This is a genomic window from Grimontia sp. THUN1695, assembly GCF_059704325.2.
This window is the reverse complement of sequence record NZ_AP046576.1, coordinates 598,856-621,773: the sequence shown is the minus strand read 5'-3', so window position 1 is coordinate 621,773 and position 22,918 is coordinate 598,856. Positions and strand designations below refer to the sequence as shown.

The window sequence follows — 22,918 nt, the reverse complement described above, 5'->3', positions numbered from 1 at the left end:
TTTTTGCAATAATGCCGCAGGGTTTTGAAAGACGCCCTGCCACCTCATACCTAGAATCGGTCGTTAATCTAACATATTAGTAACATATGCCACTGCCTCGTGGTTAATGGAGAGAGGAATTTGCTTATGTTCAAAGCGACCGATGTACTGGTGCCAAGCTACCTTGAGCAACCGGTGTCTGCTCTGTGGCCGCATATTTCTGCCCACTACTGCGTGGACGAAAGTGCGTTATTGGAATCACTGTTACCGCTCGCCACCCCAACGGATCAGGAACGTGCAGTGACTGAGCGTGAAGCGGCAGAGTTGATTGAGCGCGTTCGCGCCGATAAAACCGCAGTACAGATGATTGATGCCTTGCTGCTGGAATACAGCCTGGATACCCGCGAAGGGATTTTGCTGATGTGTCTGGCAGAAGCATTAATGCGAATTCCTGATGCCAGAACGGCAGACGCACTGATCCGCGATAAACTCTCGGTGGCGGATTGGAAAGCCCACCTGAAAAACTCTGATTCTCTGTTTGTGAATGCCTCAACCTGGGGATTGTTATTGACCGGGAAAGTGGTGAGCATCGATGAACGCAAGGAAGGTAGCTCAGTCAGGGTGCTAAACCGTCTGGTCAATAAGATGTCTGAACCGGTGATCCGCCAGGCAATGCATCAGGCAATGAAAGTCATGGGGCACCAGTTTGTGCTGGGCCGTTCAATCAATGAAGCACTGAAAAACGGTGAATCGCAGCGTAAGAAAGGGTTTACCTATTCGTTCGATATGCTGGGTGAAGCTGCGTTGACCATGCAGGATGCAAAAAAATACTTCGACGACTACATGCAGGCGATCGAAATCGTCTCAACGCAACTTAATATCGGTACAGGGCCTTCCCCTTCTGTGTCTATCAAGCTGTCTGCCCTGCATCCCCGCTATGAAGTAGCGAACGAAGATCGCGTTATGGATGAGCTGTTCAATATTGTGCTGCGCCTTTTAAAACGGGCCCGGGAACTGAACGTCGTGATCACCATTGATGCGGAAGAAGCAGACCGCCTTGAACTCTCCCTTAAGCTTTTTGAAAAGTTGTTTACCCATGAAGACATCAAAGGGTGGGGGCAGTTTGGTTTAGTGGTGCAGGCGTACTCCAAGCGCGCGTTGCCAGTGATTGTCTGGCTGGCGGCACTGGCAAAAGAAAACAGCACGGTTATCCCGATGCGGCTGGTCAAAGGCGCGTACTGGGACAGTGAAATCAAACTTGCGCAGCAGGGAGGATTACCCGGTTATCCTGTTTATACCCGTAAAGAGGGGACTGACGTAGCGTACCTTGCCTGTGCCCGTTTTCTTCTTTCAGAACACGTCAACGGCCTGATCTATCCGCAGTTTGCCAGCCACAATGCTCACACGGTGTCTGCTGTAAAAGCCATGGCCTGCCACGACAACTATGAATTCCAGCGCTTGCATGGCATGGGTGATGCGCTTTATAACCACGCCAAAGACATGTTTAGTCAGCCCGTACGTATTTACGCGCCGGTGGGTAGTCATAAAGACCTGCTGCCTTATCTGGTGCGTCGCCTGCTTGAAAACGGTGCCAACAGTTCATTTGTCCACCGTCTTGTCGACGCTGCCTGCCCGGTCAGCGACCTGACCCAGCATCCGGTCGATACCCTGACATCACGCCCAACCCTGCACAATGCACGTATTCCGATGCCGGAAGCCATTTTCGGTGAAGAGCGCACCAATTCAAAAGGTGTAGCGGTGGATATTGAAAGTGAATGGCAGGTTTATCACGCCAAAGTACAGGCGTTTATGGAAACGATCTGGCAGGCGGGGCCGATCATCAATGGTGAGCGCTTTACCGGCAGCCAGCACACTGTTGTTGCACCTTATGATCACCGCCTGAAAGTGGGGGAGCTAAACTGGACGACACAGGAACAGGCGAAAACTGCATTAAAAGTGGCATCGGATAATGTTGATGCATGGCGGGTATTGTCTGCCAGGAAACGCGGTGAGTACTTACTTAAGCTGGCAGACAAGCTGGAAGAGAACCTAGGTGAGCTGGTGGCGCTTTGTCACCGTGAAGCGGGCAAGACCATTCACGACAGCATTGATGAAGTGCGTGAAGCGGTTGATTTCCTGCGTTATTACCCACTGCAGGCTGAAAAAATTGAGAACGATCTGCAAACTTTTACCCGCTTTGATGACCAGCGCGTCACGCTGCGCCGTGAAGGGCGGGGCGTTTTCACCTGTATCAGTCCGTGGAACTTCCCGCTGGCGATTTTTATCGGTCAGGTTGCCGCCGCATTGGTTACCGGGAATACCGTGGTTGCCAAGCCGGCAGAACAAACATCCCTGATTGCGTTCCGTACCATTGAGCTGTTGCTTGAAACCAGTATTCCCGCGGGTGTTATCCAACTGTTACCGGGCAGCGGTGCAGACATTGGCAGCCTATTAACCGGTGATGACAGCATCGCCGGTGTCGCTTTTACCGGCTCGACACCCACCGCGCAACGCATTAACCGCACATTAGCCTCCCGTGATGCCCTGCCGGTACCGTTTATTGCCGAAACCGGTGGTCAGAATGCCATGATTGTTGACAGTACCGCACTCCCGGAACAGGTAGTGCGTGACGTCCTCCGTTCTGCATTTGCATCCGCCGGGCAGCGCTGTTCGGCGCTTCGTGTGCTTTATGTACAGGAAGACGTGGCCGATCGCATCATTAACTTAATCAAGGGCGCGATGGCGGAAATGCGTATTGGTTTGCCGTACCTGCATTCGACGGATGTCGGCCCGGTCATTGATGAAACTGCGCAGGCGAAACTGCAAAACCATATCAACGAACTGTTCAAAACCAGCAAATTTATCGCCAAGGCGCCGATGCGCAGCGAAACCCGTGTTGGTACTTACATCGCACCGGTTGCGTTTGAAATTGACAGCATTTCCCAGCTTTCCGAAGAGCACTTTGGACCAATCCTGCATGTGGTGCGTTACCACGCTGACCAACTCGACAGTGTGATTGATGACATCAACAACGCAGGTTTTGGCTTGACGCTGGGTGTACACAGCCGTAACGAAACGACCTACCACCATATCGAAGCCCGTGCCAGGGTTGGTAATTGCTACATCAACCGTGATCAGGTGGGGGCAGTCGTTGGTGTCCAGCCGTTTGGCGGGCAGGGACTGTCCGGCACCGGGCCAAAAGCAGGCGGTCCGCACTACCTCTACCGGTTCACCAAAGAGGAGGTAGTGGCATGAGCATGGCAAAAGGAAAGCAGACAATGAATGAGGTCAATCATCTGGCAGCCCAGAGTCTGGCGGTGTGGGAAGAGTGGAATGGTCTAGGAGTGATGGCACGCAAAGCGTTGCTGGATACCTGGGCGGACAACGTCGCGCAGCGCGGGGAAGCGTTCCAGCCGGCAGCGGCGCTGATCCGCTTCCAGCTGGCGCAGGCAGAAACCTTACTGGCAAATGTCCATGACATGCCGGGGCCGACAGGGGAGAGTAATGTGCTTTACACCGCAGGCCGCGGATTGTTCCTGGTGACCGGCGATGCGTCCCTGTCAGTGACATCTCTGGCCGGTCAACTGGCTGCTGCATTGGTGGCTGGCAACTGCGTCATGCTGGCGGTACCGGAAACGCTGGCCCATGAAACTGACGCTTTGATAGGCGATCTGATCAAAACCGGCGCACCAAACCGTCTGGTCTGTGTGTTGAACGAGGCACAGCAAAACGACGCCATTGAAATTGCACCCATTAGTGGTGTGGCTGCGGTTGCAGCGTCTGAAAACCTGATTGCTATTAACCGGAAACTGGCGGCCCGTGATGGGGTTCTGGTGCAGGTTGTCGCTGAAGAGAGCGCGGCACTCCTGCCCTTGGTCGCGTCACCAACTTATTTGCTCCGCTTCATCACCGAGCGGACAAGAACCATCAACGTCACTGCGATAGGAGGCAATGCTACCTTGCTGGAACTTGGCAGTGGAGAACATTAAATCCAAGTAACCTGACGGAACAACGCCATCGGTGCTTTGCTTACGTGGCAAAGACTATTGGGTAGGTGCTCTTGAGGGTATTCATCAATCGGAATTAGGCACACGGGGCCTTTGGCCCCACTTTTTGTGTCTTGTTATTGAGGGAAAAAATATGATTGAAAACAGCTTTGCAATCAGCGCCACGTTTATCGTGTACCTGATTCTCATGCTTGCGATTGGCGTGTATGCCTACAAGCGCACATCCAACTCTGAAGACTACTTCCTCGGCGGGCGTTCATTGGGCCCCTGGCCAGCAGCTTTGTCAGCCGGTGCGTCAGACATGAGCGGCTGGCTGCTGCTGGGTTTGCCGGGGTATGCCTATGCTGCGGGTGTTGAATCCCTGTGGTTGGCCGGTGGTTTGTTGGTGGGTACTTACTTAAACTGGCTGGTCTGCGCCAAGCGTCTTCGTACTTACAGTATCGAGGTTGATAATGCACTGACTATTCCGGAATTTCTGTCCCGCCGTTTTGAAGACAATTCCAAGCTGCTCCAGACAATTTCTGCCTTCTTCATTTTGCTGTTCTTCCTTTTCTACACCAGCTCTGGTTTGGTGGCAGGCGGTAAACTGTTTGAAACGGTATTTGGCATTGAATACACCACTGCGGTGATCATTGGCACTGCTTGTGTGGTGTCGTATACCCTGTTTGGTGGTTTTCTTGCGGTATCATGGACGGATTTGGTGCAGGGGCTGCTGATGGCGGCGGCATTGATGATTGTCCCCATTGCTACAATGGATGGTGCATTTACCGGATTAACGGGTGCGCTGGAGAACAAAAACCCTGAACTTTTGACGTTGTGGCGTGATGTAAGCGGTGAACCGCTGACGGCGGTAGCTATTTTATCGCTGGTCGCATGGGGGCTAGGCTATTTTGGCCAGCCGCATATTCTGGCTCGTTTTCAGGCAACCCGCAGCAATGCGGATATCACCACTGCACGTCGTATCGCGGTGGGTTGGAGTGCGGTCTCAATGGCCGGTGCAGTCCTGATTGGCCTGGTTGGCATTCTGTATGTTGACCAACACTTGGGTGGTGAGCTGGCGGATGGTGAAACCATCTTTATGTATTTGGTGAATGCCGTTTTCCACCCAGTGATTGCCGGTATTCTGCTGGCAGCGATTCTGGCGGCAGTCATGAGTACCGCAGACTCCCAACTGCTGGTTTCTTCCTCTGCGCTGGCAGAAGATTTCTACAAGCAAGTGTTCCGCCCCAATGCGACAGCCAAAGAAGTCGTCATGGTAGGCCGTCTCGCCGTGATTGGTATTTCCATCATTGCACTGATGCTGGCGATGAACCCTGAAAGTTCTGTACTGGGTCTGGTTTCGTATGCCTGGGCAGGTTTTGGTGCGGCATTTGGTCCGGCTTTGTTGTTGAGCCTTTTCTGGAAAGACATGAATCGTAATGGTGCGCTGGCGGGGGTGATCATCGGTGGTGTGACTGTCGTGGTCTGGAAGCAACTGACTGGCGGTATTTTTGATCTGTATGAAATTGTCCCTGGCTTTATCCTTGCTGCAATCTCTATCATTGTGGTGAGTAAAATGACGGGCGGTGCCAAAGAGACGGTGATGCAGAAATTTGATGATTATGCGCAGAGCCTGAAAACTCTGCCGTAATCCTGACGCTTAGAAGCCACATTGAAAGGGACGCATCGCGTCCCTTTTTGTGCATCCTTATGTGACAGCTGCTGACAATCTCCATCCATGACGTTGTCAATACAAGATCCGGTTTCCGGGGGAGCTAGGCCCAACAGTCAGACAGGGGCAGACGTTCCATCAGCACCTGCAGCTCTTTCATTGAGGACACTGAAATCACTAAAGGGTCATCAATCGGTGCTTTCTGGAGAGGGTTAAAATAGACAGTGCGCATACCTGCATTGATGCCAGCCTGTACACCCAATACCGTATCATCCACAAACAGACATTCCTGCGTTAATACCGCCATATTCATCGCTGTATAATGAAGCAAATCCGGCGCAGGTTTCCAACTGTTAGCATCAAAGGCGCTGTATAAATGATCGCGGAAGTAGTGCAGCAAGCCTGTCATTTCAAGTGACAATGCCATTTTGCTGACCGGGCCGTTAGAAGCCACACACATATCAATCCCTACTTTTTTCAGCGTGTCGAGCAATTCCGGCACACCTTCAATCGGATTGAGATGCTCACTGAACAGGACTTTGCATTTCTTGCGATAAAGTCGCTCTAATTCATCAATAGAGATAAATAGCCCATACCGTTCACAAGTCTGGATGAGGACATCTGCCAGTTTTCCGCCCTGGAAATTGTCCAGACACTCCTGCAAATCCAGTGTTACGCCATATTGTGTAAATATCTCGACGATGGCTTGGTGTGACAAGACTTCACTGTCGACCAGTGTGCCATCACAGTCGAAGATCACGCATGAAACGGGGACATCAAAATCAAAGGAATTCATTTGGTTCCGGTCAATGGCTTCACAGTAGTATTGATACTCTAAGCCTTAACCTGACCGACAAATCCAACAACGTGCCATTTAATAAATTGCAAGCGAGGTCTTACCAAATGGCAAGAACAGGCGGAAAAATCCATCTAAGATCGTGTTTTTTCAGGAGTGAAACATGCTGCACAGATGAGGAACCAGACGCGGCCCAACAATATCTGTGGAGCCGGTTTGCAGGCGTTGAGGTAGAGGTCCGGCTACCTAAATTTGGTTAGCTTTTTATGGTTATGCTAAGTGTCTGTTACAGTGAGCGATATTACCAAGGGTTAGGAGAAATAAATGTATACACATGTGTGGACAGACGGGACGAAAATCGGGTTAACGGCGGGTAAGGCTGTGTGTATTGGCCGTAACTATGCAGAACATGCCAAAGAGCTCGATAACCCTGTCCCTGATGAGCCGGTGCTTTTCATCAAACCTGCTACGTCCTTCGTAGGTACGGGTTCAGCGCTTGTGCTCAGTGAGCGGTTAGCGCCTATTCACTATGAAGCCGAACTGTCTGTGCTGATCGGTAAGCCCCTGACCTGTGCCAAACCCGAGGCGGTGCTGGATGCCATTGCGGGTATAGGAGTGGCGCTGGATCTCACCCGTCGCGAAGCACAAAATAAACTGAAAGAAAAAGGCTTGCCATGGGAGCTAGCGAAAGCGTTTGATGGCAGTTGTGTGCAGAGCCCGTTTGTTCCCTTTAAGCATATTGATTTGGCCGCAACAGAATACGGCCTGGACATTAATGGCGAGCCGCGCCAGCGTGGGGATACCCGGCTGATGATTAACCCCGTGGTCGCGCTGATTTGTCACCTAACCCAATACTTTACCCTGGTGCCGGGGGATATTGTGCTTACCGGCACACCAAAAGGGGTGGGGCAACTTGCTCCGGGGGATGTGTTAAGGCTGACCCTTTCCGGTGAGGAGCTGGCAAGGTTTAGCTGTGTGGGTGCGCCCTGAACAGGTAAGGGAACAGCACTTTTTTCTGGTCTGCAGATAAGCCACAAACGCGGTCGATATTGATTTGGGGGATGTCTTCCGCGTTCCCGCCATAATGCTTCAGTGCTTTCTCAATACTGGCTTCCCGTATGAGGTGAAACATAGGGAAAGGGGAGCGGTTGGTCAGGTTACTGTCATCGTCAGGAGAAGCGTCAGCGAAACAGTAATCGGGGTGAAAGCTCGCGATTTGAAAAGTGCCACGCCAGCCAAACTGGTCAATCAGCATATCTGCGACATCCAGGAACTGGTTATAGTCATCAAAATCCTGAAAGTGGTTGGGCGTCACTACGATGGTGGTTTCTAGCTCTGCCGCGTTGCTGTTATCCAGCAGGGTCAGCTCTGTCAGGATACATTCCATCACCGCGTGATCGTCCTGTGCTTCACACACTTCGATTTTGATCTGTTTGTTGCGTTGTGGCTTTGCGGCAAAAGGGCAAAGGTTCAAGCCAATGACAACGTCTTCCAGCCATTTTGTGGTTTGCTTTTCGACGAGGTCTTTGGAAGGAAAAGTGATCATGGTAAATACCTTGTTAATATACCCATTCAACTTGAAGATGCAGGATTGAGCACTTGAAAATTATCATTTATACGAGACGCTAAAGAGCCTGCGATTTGTGGAAGGATCACAGTGAAAAATCGGCCAATAGCCGCTTCAAAATCCCGTTTACTTTTGAAGTAGACATTGTTCCTTACCTGCTCGTTCATCACTTTCCAAAGCCGGCGTCTTTTACTAAGTCGCTTCGGTGATACCCTGCACCATCCAGAATGAGGTGGAGCTTATGCGTCAGTGGGTAGCTTTCTCTCAGCTTGCACAAAAACCTAACGATGTTTTCGCTGTTGATGCTCTCGTAATTATCGATAACAGTGCGGCCAATCTCAGAGAGATTTAATGCCCCCACAATGTTGAGGCGACTGCGGCTTCCCGTGGTTTCAATCGCTTTGTCCTGCCCAGTACGTATCCAGCCATGAGAGAGTTTGGTGGCCTGAGTGGGATGAACCGCATCCATGAACAGGATAGTTTCCTCTTTGCCGCAACTGGACTTAAGTGCCTTGTAGGCTTCGACAAATTCTTGCTGTTTAGCCTCATCAAACCTGTGAGGGACACCTTTAGGCTTTTTATAGCTAAAACCGTGGTGATGCAGCCACTTGTTCATGCCAGCGACGGTATAGCAGACGCCGAATTGCGCCAGAACATAGGCAACAATCTGGTGAGTATGGTGATAGGTCACCTCTGTTAAGTGCTCGATGAGCGCCATCGTCTGTGAAGCCGATAAGCGACTGCTGGACCCACCATTTTCAGGTTTGAGTTTCTCGGACTGCGCGTAATCGTGAAGGTGACGGAGAACGGTGGTTTCGTGAATACGCAAGGCTTGAGAAATCATGGCAGTACTCCAACCTTCAGAAGCAAGCAGTACCGCTTTAATACGGTCACGCACTCGACCATCACGCGTTTTATCGTGCTGGTTTTCGAGTTCATGTTTTTGCTTGTAGGTCAGAGTCACTTTCATGGGGCGTAGCATGATCCTCATACCGATGAAAATCAAGCATCTTCAATGATCACGGGTATAGCATGGCCGCGACGCTGAATGTCTTCCTGTTTGAAAGAAAGGGGCTGGCCTGCCGCGATGTGAATCATTTCTCTGATCAGGTCGACACCTGTGATGGCTTCCGTAATGGGGTGCTCGACCTGAATGCGGGTATTCATTTCGATGAAATAGAAGGATTCAGATTCCTCGTCATAGAGAAACTCAATGGTGCCCGCACCTTTGTAATTAACGCTTTTCGCCAGCGACACCGCAGACTGGCACATGGCTTCACGTACCCGATCCGGCAAGACGGCACAGGGGGCTTCTTCCCAGACTTTCTGGCGGCGGCGTTGCAGTGAACACTCGCGTTCAAACAGGTGGACCGCGTTTTCGCCATCAGCGAGGATCTGCACTTCAACATGGCGGGACTGGCGGATAAATTTCTCGAGATAAAGTGTACCGTCACCAAATGCAGACTGCGCTTCGGCCGAGGCCTGATGGTATTGGGTTAAGAACTCGCTTTCTTCCTCAATCACCCGGATACCGCGGCCTCCACCACCCGCCGAGGCTTTGATCATCACCGGGAAACCGATTTGTCTGGCCTGCTTGAGCGCCGCGTCAGGATTCGCGGCAGGCGCATTGCCGGGAACCACAGGCACACCTGCCGCCACGGCGGTTTCACGGGCACGGGCTTTGTCCGCCATCTTGGTCATGGTTTGGCCTGAAGGGCCAACAAAGATGATGTCTGCAGCGCGCACGTCATCGGAGAAGCGGGCGTTTTCAGAGAGAAACCCGTAGCCGGGATGAATCGCATCGGCGCCAGACGCCTTTGCTGCCTGAATAACTTTGTCGCCACAAAGGTAAGATTGGCTGGCCATGGGCGCACCAATACAAATGGCGTCATCGGCAAGCATCACAGCAAGGGAGTCTTTATCCGCTTCACTGTAAACCTGCACGGTATGGATCCCCATTTCCTTAGCCGCACGGATAATACGCACCGCTATCTCACCCCGGTTGGCGATGAGCAGTTTTATCAGCATGCCACACACATCGTGAAGGAGCTGGAAGAAGCGATGCTGCTGTCACACCGCCGCGCCAACCAGGTATCAGGTACGATCACGCTGTCGATGTCCTACACGCTGGCGGGATATTTTGTGCCACCCTACCTGACCCGCTTTCAGCGCAGCTATCCCAATGTGAATGTGAAGCTGGTGGAGGCGACCCGGAGCAATATTGAGGAAGGTGTGGTGTCAGGAGAGTTTGACGTGGCTTTTATGCTGACATCTAACCTGCTCAACCAGGAAGATATCAGTTTCCAGACCTTGTTGAGCTCGCAGCGTCGGTTGTGGCTAAGTTCCAGTCACCCTCTTCTCGAAAGAAAAATGGTGACCTTGCACGATGTCGCCCAATATCCTTACATCATGTTAACCGTTGATGAGGCAAGCAATACGGCCCAGCGGTACTGGAACCAAACACCATATCAGCCAAACACTGTCTTCAGGACGACGTCTGTTGAGTCGGTACGTAGCCTGGTGGCAAATGATTATGGCATCACCATACTGTCAGATATGGTGTATCGCCCTTGGTCACTGGAAGGAAGACGAGTAGAAGTGCGTCCCCTTGCAGATCATGTGCCTGCCATGGATGTTGGTGTGGTCTGGTCCAGAAAGCGTGAACGCAGCAGTGCGGTTAAAGCATTTTGTGAGTTTATGGAACTGTCAGTGATGCCGGACAGCGGGTCTTCCCAGCGGTTTTGAACCAGGCAGGCGTATCACCCGCCGGATCCTGATGGATGTAAGGTTAGCCAGCGTCACGCTCGCGGTACTTGCCCGCACCGGGTTTTCGTCTAGGTGTTGGCTTGTTAGTGGTTGGTTTGTTTCCTTGGCCCCGTTCACCGTTTTTCGGTTGTGGTTTTTTGGCTTTCTTTGGCTTTTTTGGTTTGATGGGGCGCGTATCCAACGCTTTCTCCGGCAGGGGATTAGCCGGTTTGAAACCTGCCAGTTCCTGACGGGGCAGCAGTTGCTGGATCAGGCGCTCAATACCAAACAGATCGTCAGCTTCATCTGCACACACTAAAGAAATCGCTTTACCGGGTTCACCAGCACGACCGGTACGGCCAATGCGGTGCACATAATCTTCTGCCACATGGGGGATTTCAAAATTCACCACCTGTGGAAGCTGGGGAATATCGATACCACGGGCGGCAATGTCGGTCGCGACCAGAACACGCACATCTCCGGTTTTAAAATCAGCCAGCGCTTTGGTACGCGCACTCTGGCTTTTGTTACCGTGAATAGGCGCTGCTGTGATGCCTTCCTCGTTGAGGAAGCGCGCAAGCTTGTTGGCGCCATGCTTGGTGCGGGTAAAGACCAAAACCTGCTTCCAGTCACCGTCTTTGATCAGCGTGGAAAGCATCGCCGGTTTCTTTTTCTTGTCTGCCGGGTAAATGCATTGCTCAACGGTGCGTGCCGTTGAGTTGGCCGGAGTGACGGAGATTTCTACCGGATTGTTAACCAGACCCTTCGCCAGATTTCGGATCTCATCCGAAAACGTGGCAGAGAACAGCAGGTTCTGACGGTTTTTCGGCAGCAAATCCAGAATCTTTTTAATGTCTCGGAAAAAGCCCATGTCCAGCATGCGATCGGCTTCGTCCAACACCAGAACGTCCAGTTGTGAGAACCTCACTGCGTTCTGCTGATACAAATCCAGCAGGCGGCCCGGCGTTGCGACCAGAATGTCAGTTCCTTTTCTCAGCGCCATCATCTGCGGATTAATTTTGACACCACCAAAAACCACGCTTGAGCGCAGGGGGAGGTGACGGCTATACACCACCACATTTTCATGAATTTGTGCCGCCAGCTCACGGGTGGGTGTCAGGATGAGTGCGCGCACATGGTTAGGGCGGGTGCGGCCGCCGTTACTCAAGCGTTCTAAAATCGGCAGTACAAAGCCTGCCGTTTTACCGGTACCTGTCTGCGCGGCAGCCATGACATCCTTGCCTTCCAACACGGCAGGAATCGCCTGCATCTGGATAGGGGAAGGTGTGTCGTAGCCTTTTTCCTGAATAGCACGAAGGATTGGCGCAGAAAGGCCTAGCTCGGTAAAACCCATAAATTAATTTCTCGATAAGTGATTGCCCTATAAGGGCGATAATCGGCAAATATGCCGAAAATGGGATAGGGAGCGCTATTCTGCGCTTTTCCTTGTGAGAGGGCAATGAATATCTAAAACCAGAGAGGCTGCCTTTCTGTCTATGATTGTGTTTTTTGTGTATTGAAATCTGTTCAATTAATGTGTGGTTACATATTTTTTGTCAAAAAAATCGGTCTGTCAGTAAGAACGATTACATCGGAATTAACACTATGAAAAGCCGGGTTTAAAACAAGCGTGCTTTTTTGCGCCTTCCCAGTGAAAGGCAGACGATATCTTGTTTTTGCAACATGCCAAAACCGCACTTATATGGTCGCGGTACATGACGTGAACGAAGATGGCGTACCGCTGCTTAAGTGGTCGCGAGTCAATGGTGCATTTGCAGGCAGAATTCTTGCCCGACCTGCGAACAATATGCTGACTTTGGATCAGGTAGCCAAAGATGATTACATGCGGTTCAACGATGGTGACTGGGTTGAGATCACTGATGATGTGCGGGTGCTGGAAGGCAACCCCGGCACCATGGTGAAAATCCAGAAAGTGTACGATGCGAAAAACCAGATAGAATTGACGGCTCCCTTGAATGTGGGGGAAATCATCCTTGAGCCTGCATCTACCGCAGCCAATCAGTCTCTCCACCCGATATTGCGCCGTTGGGACCAGTCTGGTGTGGTGCTTGATACCGATGGCAATGAGATCGTCAATCTGGATGCACCCGGAAGTGACGGTTTGATCCCGGCGCCAGAGGGGATATTCATTGCGCTGGAAGACGGTGTAGAGGCCGCCATCTCCCTCAAAGACGGCACGGGTGAATACCACGTCAGCGATAACTGGAGCTTTGTTACCCGTTACGCCAACAGTTCGGTTGAAACACTGACTGACGCGCCGCCGCACGCTTTTCATCATCATTACAGCCGACTGGCGATAGTGGATGTGTCCGGGGGCGAGTTTGTTGAACCTGTATTTCAGGATTGTCGTGATCCCATCGGAACTGCCGGATGCTGCACCGTGGTTGTCCGCCCCGGTGAAGATATCCAAACCGCGCTGGACAGCCTTTCTCCCCAGTTTGGTGGCTGTGTGTGCCTGAAAGTGGGTATGCATACGATTCGCCGGCCACTGCGTATCCGCTATCCGAATGTGACCCTGCATGGTGAAAGCCACGGTGCGCAAATCAGGAATCTTTCCGGCGAATCGGCCATCGTGGTGAGATCTGACGATAGCAGTCCCCTCACTGGCATTCATCTGTCAACACTTACCATCCTGAACCGGGGTTCGATTGAAAAGCCTGCCGGGATTATTGTTCTCAGGGCCGTTGAGGACAGCCGGGTTGAAGATTGCCGGGTGCAGGCGCTCGATGGCAGCGTGCAATCGATTGATAATCCGGCGGTAGGGCAGTTTGACTGCCAGCGGGTTAGGGTCAGCCATTGCAAGCTGGAAGGCTCACCCATAGGCGTCTGGATTGGCGATGGTGGCGAAGACCTGACCATTAACAATAATGTGATGAATTTTAATGCGGAACAGCTGCCGGGGCTGGTGGGAGTGGCAGTGACCAGAATGGCTGGCCGGGCGAGGGTTCTCGACAATGATATTGATGGATTTGCCCGTGGTGTGGTGATCAATAACCAGCCTTCCGGCGCGGCGTTTTCAACGGCGTCACACAGTGAAGTGAAAGGCAACCGCATTACATTACGGCGCACACCCAGTGACCTTGAGGCAATTGCCGTGGAATGCAATTGTGCCTTTGGCACCGTGTCCGAAAACCAGATCCTGTTGCTGGCAGAAGAGAGCACAGGTGTGATGGTGCGTGGAACAGGCACCTTGATTGAACGTAACCGGATAGAAACAGAAGCGCAGATTGAAACTCAGGTTGCCATTCTGGTTGGTGGCGATGAAGAGATGTTTACCGGTGGCATCACCGCCGCCCAAAACTGGATCAACGGTTGCAGCGGGGGAGTGATCGCCGAAAAAGTGGCTGGGCTTCGGATTGATAACAATGACATTTCTGGCGACAGGGGAATAGAGCTGGCTGTGTCGGCAGCAGAATGTACTCTGGTCAGCATAGAAAATAACAATATGGTGGGAGTGACGCTGGCGGTGTTTGCCAGTGAGTGTGAAGACGTGCAAATCAGCAGCAACCAAATTCGTGACGATGCGGTGGCCATTGCCTGCATGCAATGCTTGCGTGTTGATATCACCAACAACCAAATTTACAACTGCACCCATGGCGGCATTGTTACCCTGCTTTGCCTTGCACGGGTCGGCATTGTTGGCAACCGCCTGAACCATGTTGGCGTTTCTGGATCGGGAGTTTTTGCCTCTTCCATCATGAGTGTGTTCCATTTGGGCGAATGCCACATCGAATCCAACGAAGTCTTGAATACCGGCGTAGGTATGGATGAAGGAATAAACCCGCAGCGCACCGTCGGGATTGGCACATTATTTGTGTTGGAAGCCCGTGTGGAAAGCAATCTGGTTTCATATTCTGATTTACTGACCCGCGAGCGGGTGTTAGAGGACCGCGCTTTGCTGATGCAGGGATTGATGGAGTTCTCTTTCCCGTTTAGCGACAGACGGTTTGTGCTGCTCGGTTATGCCTGTCAGGTTGCCGACAACAAATTTCTCGGTCGGGGTGCAGATACTCTGGTTGAAATCCTCTCCCGACGGATTAACGACAATATCCGACTGCGCTTTGAACGGGTTCTTTTCAACAATAACTTTATTGAACATGTCGGTAGCAATGACGACATCATTGCCAACGGCGCGACAGTGATCCTGAACGGCAGTCAGGCATCAGTGATGGGCAACCACGTGAAATCCGGTACCTTCTTTCTGCCATCTTTTGATTTTAACGGCATGGAAGGGCCATTTATTGGCAATGTGGTGCGCGGTTCAATCGTTAACCACCCCGAATTCCCAGTACCTGAATCTGGCTTTAATTCACAGGCATAACCAAGGAGCGAAACCATGGCAAAGGCAAGCACCATCCTGAAAAAACACCTTTCGCTCATCAGCGAAATGGAAAAGGCAGCTCAACCTGACACAGTGAAAAATCCGCAGCTGAAAACAAAAACAGAAGCGGCAAAGAAAAAAGCCAGTGTGGAAAGCCGGATCGCCGAGTTGGAGCAACGCGCTGCGTTCAATAAAAAAATGGACGAAGCCATAGCGAGGGAGAAGAAACAACGGGCGGAAATCGAACGGCTGGAGAAATTGATTGAAGCGCCAACGCCGCCAAAATCGGACGATAAGCCTAAACCCCGCTCGCCAGGAAGTCCCAAAGCGAACATGGATGCAGGGAAAGCGCCGGTGGAAAAAAGAAAAGGATCACCCGCTGCGGCGAAACGCAGACCGGCGAAGAAGTGACGCGAAATCCTGTATCTTCAGGCTGCTTGGATACAATTACCTGTCGTTTTTGGGATGTTTGCGGAGCGCATCCAGATACGCGATGTGCTCAGGGAATATGGCGCAGCAACCGCCGACAATGTTCGAGCCTGCATCCAGCCATGCCCGCACAAAGGCCGCGTACTCGTCAGCGGGTAAATCCCGCATGGTCGTGAGTGCATCATTGGCTTCATGATCCTGATGAATCACCGTAAACCCGTTGGCGTATGCACCAAGGGAAATGGCTTTGCCTTCATCATCAATAATGCCTTTTGATACGCCAATGGCATCCAGCATGACTTCCGGCTGCGAGCAGTTAAACAGCACGCCATCAACCCCAGCTTTACAGACGGCATGAATGGCATCAATGACGGACTCCCCGGAGCGGAGTCGGGGTTGGTCGACTTCGGTATCCATCAGGGAAAACGCATAGTACGCAGGCTGATTAGTCGTTTTCAGCACGCCATGGATAGTCTGGAATTCTTCGATAGAACTGATGGTTTCTGCCAGCCAGAAATCACAATACCCGACCTGTGCTTCAACAAGGGTCTGGAGGATAGGCTTTGCCTGTCTGGCATTGAATAGATCTGGACGGTAAGAACCTAAAGCGGGAGGAATACAGCCTGCAACTTTCACTTCCTGCTCGCTGTCGTCGGCGAGCCCGGCGAGCAATTTGTGCGGCACGTTCTGCCAGAGTAAAGCCCTGCTCGGTGTAACGTTGTTCACCCAGGTGGAAGGGCACACAGGCATAGCTGTTTACCGTGATGACATCGCACCCCGCATCAATAAAGTTCTGGTGCGCCTGATAAACAAATTCCGGCGCTTCAATCAGTGCCTGTGCACTCCATAAGGGTTGGGAAAAGGGGGCGCCAATGCGCTGAAGCTCCCTGCCCATACCGCCATCTAATAAAACAAACATCCGTGATCGCTCATTTTGTGATAGCCAGACCTGTCTCCTCAAGTGATGTAAGAACAGGCCGGAACGTTTTTGAAAAGTGGCACAAAATACCCGTGTTGTCTACAAGGGAAAGCCTTGCTTGGGTGCTACCCTTCAGGCGGTTTCGTTTCGCCCTGATAAACGCCTACTCCTGCCCGTATAACTCCATCAGGTAATCCCAGAACTGCTCGGTTTCAGGTTTTGAACTGTGGCGGTTGCGGTAAGGCAGAATGCGTAAATCGAGGGAAGGGAAGGGTGCATTCAGTATCACCAGCTTTTGCTCTGCCAGTTCCTGTTTGATCAGACTGGACGGGAGCCATGTGGCACCAAACCCCTGTTTCGCCATAGCTTTCAATCCCTCTGCCATTTCATTTTCACAGACAATGTCAAAACGGTAATGGCTGGGAATATTGGCGATCGCTGATTGTTTGATCAGATTGCCAAGGTAGGTTTCTTCCGGGTATGCCAACAACCGGCAAGGTTTTCCTTCTTTGAAATGGTGCAGGGGATATCCCTTGTCATCCGGGGCTGAGACCGGAACCAGGGTGTCTGTGCCTACCTGTATACACTGGCTGTTTCGTTTCAGTTGCGGGCTCTCGATGGTCTGTGAGCCAAAGGTCAGCATAAAATCCCCAGCGCCTGCCAGAAAGGACTCGTTCAAGGCATGCACGTTGCCGGGCACAAGTTTTACCAGCGTGTCGCCAACCAGCGGTCCAAGGGTATTTATCCACGCCGGGAAAAAAGAAACTGCAGTGGAATGTTGCGCCAGAAAAACCAGTGACCGTCCACTCTTTTGTGATTGCAGGCGGGTGCGTATATCTTCCATTTCATGACACAAACGCTGTGCTTCGTCAACAAAGCTTCTGCCTTCGTTGGTGAGGGTGGTGGGCAGACTGTCCCGGTTCACCAATGCCACGCCAAGCCAGTTTTCCAGTGAGCGGATGCGCCGGCTAAATGCGGGTTGCGTCACAAAGCGTGCGTCTGCTGCTTTGGAGAAACTTCCGAAATCACTGAGTGCGATGAAATCTTTTAACCACTTTAATTCCATAAATACAGCCTTTTAGTGTCCCTTCAAAAACGGTATGCCGAAAAGTAACCGGTATCCCTACAATATAAGTATTGGCGCGCACGAAAAATGTCTCACAGTCTGAATTTGCAATAATCTTTTTACTTTTCAGAAATATTAGGGACGATGACATGCACCTATCACGCTTTCCAAGATTACGCTTCGCACACTTGCCAACTCCTCTTGAGCCTCTTACGCGTCTTTCTGAAGCGCTGGGTGGCCCGACTATCTGGATCAAACGGGACGATTGCACCGGTCTAGCCGGTGGCGGTAATAAAACCCGTAAACTTGAATTTCTGATGGCTTATGCCCTTCAGCAAGGCGCTGATACCATCATCACTCAGGGTGCGACCCAGACTAACCATGGCCGCCAGACCGCAGCGATTGCTGCGAAGTGCGGGCTGGCGTGTTACATCCTTCTGGAAGACCGTACCGGCTCTGACGACCCAGACTACGTGCACAACGGCAACGTGATGTTGGATCAGTTGTTTGGTGCATCACTCAGCAAATATCCGGGTGGTACAGACATGAATGCCGCCATGGAAGATGTCGCGGCTACTCTGCGTGCTGAGGGCAAAAAGCCATACATCATTCCGGGCGGTGGCTCGAATGCCATTGGTGCGTTGGGTTATGCGAACTGTGCGCTGGAGCTGGTGAATCAGGCCAACGAGATGGGCCTGAAAATCGATCATCTGGTTCACGCCACCGGTTCGGCGGGTACGCAGGCGGGTCTGGTGACAGGGCTTATTGCAACGAACAGTCAAATTCCCCTGCTGGGTGTGGGCGTTCGTGTTCCGCAGCCACAGCAGGAAGGTAACGTGTTTAACCTGGCTGAAAAAACCTGTGAACTGCTGGGTATTCCGGGAGCGGTCAAGCGTGAAGATGTGCGGGCTAACTGTGATTACGTCGGCGAAGGCTACGGTATTCCGGCTGACAGCACGCTTGAAGCGATTGAGCTTTTCGCCCGTTACGAAGGAATCCTGCTTGATCCGGTCTATTCCGGTAAGGGCGCGGCGGGCCTTATTGACCTGATCCGCAAGGGGGAATTCAACGACTGCGACAACATCGTATTCCTGCACACCGGTGGTGCTCAGGCATTGCCCGGTTATCGTGATGCATTTGATTTCGAAAGCTACTGCTAATACCCGCTGAACGCCTATCAAGGGATTGAAGGGAGATAACGAGATGGAATACCTCAAGCGTGCTGCGCGTGAAGCCGATGTGCAAACCGAAGATGAACGTATTCAACAGGTGGTGAAAGAGATCCTTGCCCACATCCGCCGCGATGGTACAGCCGCGGTAGAAGAATACGCCAAGCAGTTCGATAACTGGCAGGGTGACTTCATTTTGTCAGAGGAAAAGAAAGCCGCGTTAATTGCTTCCGTGCCCCAACAGGTAAAAGACGACATTGATTTCGCCCACCGTCAGGTACGCCGTTTTGCCGAAGCGCAGCGTGCCAGCCTGACGGAGTTTGAAATCGAAACCGAAGCTGGCGTGAAGCTCAGCCAGCGTGTGATTCCCGTTGATTGTGCCGGCTGTTATGTACCGGGTGGACGTTATGCGCATGCTGCGTCGGCATTGATGAGTGTCGCCACAGCAAAAGCAGCGGGTGTTCCTACTGTTATTGCCTGTTCGCCACCCCGTGGTGACAGCATCAATCCGGCGGTGGTGTATGCCATGGATCTGGCTGGCGCAGACATCATTCTTGAAATGGGCGGTGTCCATGCCATTGCGACAATGGCCTTCGGGCTTTTTACCGGAAAACAGGCCGACATTCTTGTGGGGCCGGGCAATGCGTACGTTGCGGAAGCCAAGCGTTTGCTGTTTGGTGAAGTCGGCATTGATGTGTTTGCGGGCCCGACAGAGTCTGCGGTGATTGCCGATGACACGGCCGATCCGATGACCATCGCGGTTGATTTGGTATCTCAGGCGGAACATGGGCCAAATTCGCCGGTCTGGTTATTCACAACCAGCAAGGCACTCGGTGAAAAAGTCATCGAACTGATGCCAAGTGTGATTGCCGATATGCCAAACGCTGATGTGTGTGAAGCGGCATGGCGTGATTATGGTGTGGTTATCGTCTGTGAAGATCGCGAAGAAGCCGCGCAGGTCAGCGATGAATGGGCCTGTGAACATGTTCAGGTTCAGGCTGAAGACCTTGCATGGTGGAAAGGACGCCTTCGCAACTATGGTTCGCTGTTTCTTGGTGAAGGCAGCACAGTCACACACGGTGACAAGTGCTCCGGCACTAATCATATCCTGCCAACCAAAAAAGCGGCGAGATACAGCGGTGGCCTGAATATGCAGAAATTCCTCAAAATTCTGACCACTCAGGAACTGGATCGCGACGCCAGCCTGACATTCAGCACCGCAGGATCCCGTATATCCCGTACTGAAGGAATGGAAGGGCATGCCCGTGCCTGTGACTGGCGACTGACCAAGTACTTCCCTGACACCGAATGGGATTTCGAGGTTTATCACCAGAAGCGGTATGACTGATGGTCAGACACTCACACGGATTGTGAAGGAAAGCAGAATGAAGCGGTTTACCAAACCATTTACACAGCAGTTACCGATACCGGAACAGGCTATCGAAAGCGCCGTGGATGTCATGCGGACAGGCCGTCTGCACCGTTACAACACCTTGCATGGTGAGCCGAGTGAGGCGGATTTGCTGGATGTGCAGTTCGCCCAGTACCTTGGCATGAAGTATTGCCTGAGTTGTGCTTCTGGCGGTTATGCGCTCTACATTGCGCTGCTTTGTGCGGGCGTGAAACCGGGTGATGCAGTGCTTTGTAACGCCTTTACCCTTGCACCGGTGCCGGGAGCGATTAATAACGCGGGAGGGAAGCCGGTTCTGGTTGAAACCACGGACGATCTGACCATTGATTTGGCTGACCTTGCAGATAAAGCGGCCATGTCAGGTGCGCGCTTTCTGCTCCTTTCCCACATGCGTGGCCATCTTGTTGATATGGATGCCCTGATGGCACTGTGCAACGACAGAGGCATCGTGGTGATTGAAGATTGTGCCCACACCATGGGGGCCAGCTGGAACGGCAAGAAGAGCGGTACGTTCGGGCGGGTTTCCTGTTTCAGCACCCAGACCTACAAGCATATCAACTCGGGCGAAGGTGGCTTTCTGGTGACCAGTGATGACGAAGTGATGGCAAAGGCGATCATCTACTCAGGCTCCTACATGCTGTTTGATCGCCACCCAACCCTGCCGCCGCTGGACACCTTTAAAGAAATCGCAACGGCAACGCCCAACTACAGTGGGAGAATGGACAACCTGCGCGCGGCGATTCTCCGCCCGCAACTCTCGTCACTGGACCAACAATGTGAACGCTGGAACGCACTCTATCGCGCGTTTGAATCTGCGCTGACAGAGGTCCTCGGCATACGTTTAACGGTTCGTCCCGATGCAGAACAGTTTGTCGGCAGTTCTATCCAGTTTGCGTTGCCGCAATTAGCGAAAGCCGATTTTCCAACGCTTATCCGGGAATGTGAACAACGCGGCGTGACCATGAAGTGGCTCGGTGATGTATCACCTTCCGGTTACAGCAGTAAGTATGATCATTGGGCGTATCTCGATTCGCCCGGTGAACTTCCCCAAACCGAACGTGTGCTGGGCGCGCTATTGGACATGCGCATCCCACTGACGTTTGAGGAGTCTGACGGTGCCCTGATTGCTTCGGTGATCACTGAGGTACTGGAAGGGCTCGGCTATCCCCTAAAGAGCGCCTAGGCGCTGAAATTCACGGATGTAATTCAACAAAGAGGTAGAAGGATATGACGTTCAACCAAGTGGCAAAGTATCTGGCGATTTCCTGTTTAGCACTGCCTGTGCTGGCAGGAGCGAAAACCATGAAAGTCGGTATGGGTGATCCGATTGATTCCGATCAGGGGGCTTACGCAACGCGCTTTAAAGAACTGGTTGAGTATTACTCAGAAGGCGACATTAAAGTGAAACTGTATCCGGGCGGCGCACTGGGCAGCGAAACCGAAATGGTGCAAAACGCCCGTCTCGGCTCGCTGGACATGGCGCTGGTCGGTATCGGTAACGTCACGCCATTTTCGAAAAAACTGGGCGCGCTGACCATGCCTTACCTCATCACCAATTCGTCTGATGCCGTGAAAATCACTACCGGCGAACTGGGTGATTACTGGAATACTCTGGCGAAAGACGAAGCGGGCATGAACATTCTGGGGTGGACTTACTCTAACTTCCGCCATCTCACTAACTCCAAACGTCCGGTGAAAAACCTCGCCGATGTGAAAGGTCTTAAAATCCGCGTGCCGCAAAACTCCATCATGCTAAAGTCATGGGAAACCTTTGGTGCCAACCCTATCGCGATGGCGTGGACAGAAACCTTTACTGCACTGCAACAAAAAGTGGTTGATGGTCAGGATAACCCTTACATCGTGAACAACACGATGAAGTTCTACGAAGTACAGCCTTATCTGACAGAAGTCCATCACCAGTATTCTCTGCAGCCTTTACTGATTGGTAACCGCACCATGAGCAAACTGAATGAAGAGCAGCAGGAGATCTTGCGCCGTGCGGGTCTGGAAGCGCAGCAATATGCGCTGGTGTTCCAGATGACGGAAGCGGAAAACGCCAAGCAGAACATGATTGCCAATGGTGTAGAGGTGTTCACGCTGGAAGATGAAGACAAATGGATCAAACTGGCGAAAGAGAAAGTCTGGCCAGCGTTCTATGACGATATTGGCGGCAAAGAAGCCTTCGATAACGTGTTGAACAAAATGCAGTAATGCTGAGTGCTGGTGCCTTCGGGTGCCAGCCCTTCTTGCGCACCGGATGGCGCGCAGATGTTTACAGTGAAGGATCTCAGTATGCGAAAAATCCTGTTAACGCTTGATGAATTTGAAAGTTATGCCTGTCAGGCATTGCTCTGCCTGTTTGTTACCCTGTTGTTTATTCAGGTTATTCTGCGTGTCGTGTTTAATTACGGTATTCCCTGGAGTGAAGAGTTATCCCGTTTTGCGTTTGTCTGGTTTGTGTTTCTTGGCGCATCGTATGCAGCAAGGCTGTCGGCACATAACAGGGTAACGTTTCACCTCAAACTGTTGCCGGAGAAAATGCGTTACGGCATCGAATTTGTTGCCGATATGCTTTGGGTTGCTTTCAACACCCTGATGACAATCAAAAGTATTGACGTCATCGAAAGCCTGATGGAGTTTCCATTCCTTTCTCCGGCACTGGATTGGTCGATGGCTATTCTCTACTTCATTTTTCCTATTTCTTTCACGCTCACTTCTATCCGTATCCTGCAGGTGAATTACCTCAAACTGGTTAAGGGTGTGAAATTTAAAGATGTTGATGACATTGAGATAGAAGAAACCAAGGTCTAAGTGACACGGAGTGTCGCTTGAAACGA

The 22,918-nt window shown here is 51.8% G+C and carries 16 protein-coding genes and 3 pseudogenes; 12 read left to right on the top strand and 7 right to left on the bottom strand.

Annotation, left to right across the window (positions count from 1 at the left end):
- The first annotated feature begins 126 nt into the window (after positions 1-126).
- The 3 genes from putA (at position 127) to putP (ending at position 5,616) form a co-directional block, all read left to right on the top strand.
- Positions 127-3,234 carry a bifunctional proline dehydrogenase/L-glutamate gamma-semialdehyde dehydrogenase PutA gene (putA, locus tag AC6IB1_RS02905; RefSeq protein WP_497566279.1) on the top strand — a complete coding sequence of 1,036 codons (3,108 nt, stop codon included), beginning with the start codon at positions 127-129 and terminating at the stop codon, positions 3,232-3,234.
- Entirely contained in the window at positions 3,231-3,968 is a 738-nt protein-coding gene (locus tag AC6IB1_RS02900; protein WP_497566278.1) for a delta 1-pyrroline-5-carboxylate dehydrogenase, read from the top strand. Before putA ends, AC6IB1_RS02900 begins: the two co-directional genes overlap by 4 nt.
- A 151-nt stretch (positions 3,969-4,119) precedes the next feature.
- Complete coding sequence (putP, locus tag AC6IB1_RS02895; RefSeq protein WP_497566277.1) at positions 4,120-5,616, top strand: sodium/proline symporter PutP; 1,497 nt, start codon at positions 4,120-4,122, stop codon at positions 5,614-5,616.
- Positions 5,617-5,740: 124 nt separating this feature from the next.
- Here putP and yieH read toward each other — a convergent pair whose 3' ends face one another.
- Positions 5,741-6,433: a 6-phosphogluconate phosphatase gene (gene yieH, locus AC6IB1_RS02890; protein WP_497566276.1), complete on the bottom strand. Its 693-nt coding sequence runs from the start codon at positions 6,431-6,433 to the stop codon at positions 5,741-5,743.
- 324 nt (positions 6,434-6,757) lie between these two features.
- On the opposite strand from yieH, the gene AC6IB1_RS02885 reads away from it, so the two are divergent.
- The gene (locus AC6IB1_RS02885) at positions 6,758-7,423 is read left to right on the top strand and encodes a fumarylacetoacetate hydrolase family protein (protein ID WP_497566275.1); all 666 of its coding nucleotides are present in this window, start codon (positions 6,758-6,760) and stop codon (positions 7,421-7,423) included.
- Here AC6IB1_RS02885 and AC6IB1_RS02880 read toward each other — a convergent pair.
- The 3 genes and pseudogenes from AC6IB1_RS02880 to AC6IB1_RS02870 form a co-directional block, all read right to left on the bottom strand.
- On the bottom strand, positions 7,401-7,979 hold the full coding sequence (locus tag AC6IB1_RS02880; RefSeq protein ID WP_497566274.1) for a DUF1415 domain-containing protein: 579 nt from the start codon (positions 7,977-7,979) through the stop codon (positions 7,401-7,403). The two genes, AC6IB1_RS02885 and AC6IB1_RS02880, sit on opposite strands and share 23 nt — an antisense overlap.
- 26 nt (positions 7,980-8,005) lie before the next feature.
- Positions 8,006-8,970: pseudogene (locus tag AC6IB1_RS02875) on the bottom strand (IS630 family transposase).
- A gap of 50 nt (positions 8,971-9,020) precedes the next feature.
- Positions 9,021-10,028: pseudogene (locus AC6IB1_RS02870) on the bottom strand (acetyl-CoA carboxylase biotin carboxylase subunit); the annotation flags it as partial.
- Between the two features lie 33 nt (positions 10,029-10,061).
- Here AC6IB1_RS02870 and AC6IB1_RS02865 point away from each other — a divergent pair.
- Complete coding sequence (locus tag AC6IB1_RS02865; RefSeq protein WP_497566272.1) at positions 10,062-10,745, top strand: LysR substrate-binding domain-containing protein; 684 nt, start codon at positions 10,062-10,064, stop codon at positions 10,743-10,745.
- Positions 10,746-10,788: 43 nt separating this feature from the next.
- Here the strand turns inward: AC6IB1_RS02865 and AC6IB1_RS02860 are convergent, their stop codons facing one another.
- The gene (locus AC6IB1_RS02860) at positions 10,789-12,099 is read right to left on the bottom strand and encodes a DEAD/DEAH box helicase (protein ID WP_497566271.1); all 1,311 of its coding nucleotides are present in this window, start codon (positions 12,097-12,099) and stop codon (positions 10,789-10,791) included.
- A 366-nt stretch (positions 12,100-12,465) separates the two neighbouring features.
- On the opposite strand from AC6IB1_RS02860, the gene AC6IB1_RS02855 reads away from it, so the two are divergent.
- Together AC6IB1_RS02855 and AC6IB1_RS02850 are read left to right on the top strand one after the other, a co-directional pair.
- The gene (locus AC6IB1_RS02855; RefSeq protein ID WP_497566270.1) at positions 12,466-15,087 is read left to right on the top strand and encodes a right-handed parallel beta-helix repeat-containing protein; all 2,622 of its coding nucleotides are present in this window, start codon (positions 12,466-12,468) and stop codon (positions 15,085-15,087) included.
- Positions 15,088-15,102: 15 nt separating this feature from the next.
- Positions 15,103-15,498, top strand: coding sequence for a hypothetical protein (locus AC6IB1_RS02850; protein WP_497566269.1), 396 nt, complete (start codon positions 15,103-15,105; stop codon positions 15,496-15,498).
- A gap of 36 nt (positions 15,499-15,534) precedes the next feature.
- Here AC6IB1_RS02850 and AC6IB1_RS02845 read toward each other — a convergent pair.
- Both AC6IB1_RS02845 and AC6IB1_RS02840 read right to left on the bottom strand, forming a co-directional pair.
- Positions 15,535-16,435, bottom strand: a pseudogene (locus tag AC6IB1_RS02845) (homocysteine S-methyltransferase family protein).
- Between the two features lie 163 nt (positions 16,436-16,598).
- The gene (locus AC6IB1_RS02840) at positions 16,599-17,501 is read right to left on the bottom strand and encodes a LysR family transcriptional regulator (protein WP_497566268.1); all 903 of its coding nucleotides are present in this window, start codon (positions 17,499-17,501) and stop codon (positions 16,599-16,601) included.
- Between the two features lie 149 nt (positions 17,502-17,650).
- Here AC6IB1_RS02840 and cuyA point away from each other — a divergent pair, with 149 nt between their 5' ends.
- The 5 genes from cuyA (at position 17,651) to AC6IB1_RS02815 (ending at position 22,892) form a co-directional block, all read left to right on the top strand.
- Positions 17,651-18,661, top strand: coding sequence for a D-cysteate sulfo-lyase (gene cuyA, locus AC6IB1_RS02835; protein ID WP_497566267.1), 1,011 nt, complete (start codon positions 17,651-17,653; stop codon positions 18,659-18,661).
- 43 nt (positions 18,662-18,704) lie between these two features.
- Positions 18,705-20,018 carry a histidinol dehydrogenase gene (gene hisD / locus AC6IB1_RS02830; RefSeq protein WP_497566266.1) on the top strand — a complete coding sequence of 438 codons (1,314 nt, stop codon included), beginning with the start codon at positions 18,705-18,707 and terminating at the stop codon, positions 20,016-20,018.
- A gap of 37 nt (positions 20,019-20,055) precedes the next feature.
- The gene (locus tag AC6IB1_RS02825; protein ID WP_497566265.1) at positions 20,056-21,264 is read left to right on the top strand and encodes a DegT/DnrJ/EryC1/StrS family aminotransferase; all 1,209 of its coding nucleotides are present in this window, start codon (positions 20,056-20,058) and stop codon (positions 21,262-21,264) included.
- A 44-nt stretch (positions 21,265-21,308) separates the two neighbouring features.
- Entirely contained in the window at positions 21,309-22,292 is a 984-nt protein-coding gene (locus AC6IB1_RS02820) for a TRAP transporter substrate-binding protein (protein ID WP_497566264.1), read from the top strand.
- A gap of 81 nt (positions 22,293-22,373) precedes the next feature.
- Positions 22,374-22,892, top strand: a complete 519-nt coding sequence (locus AC6IB1_RS02815) for a TRAP transporter small permease subunit (protein WP_497566263.1) — start codon at positions 22,374-22,376, stop codon at positions 22,890-22,892.
- Positions 22,893-22,918: the final 26 nt, after the last annotated feature.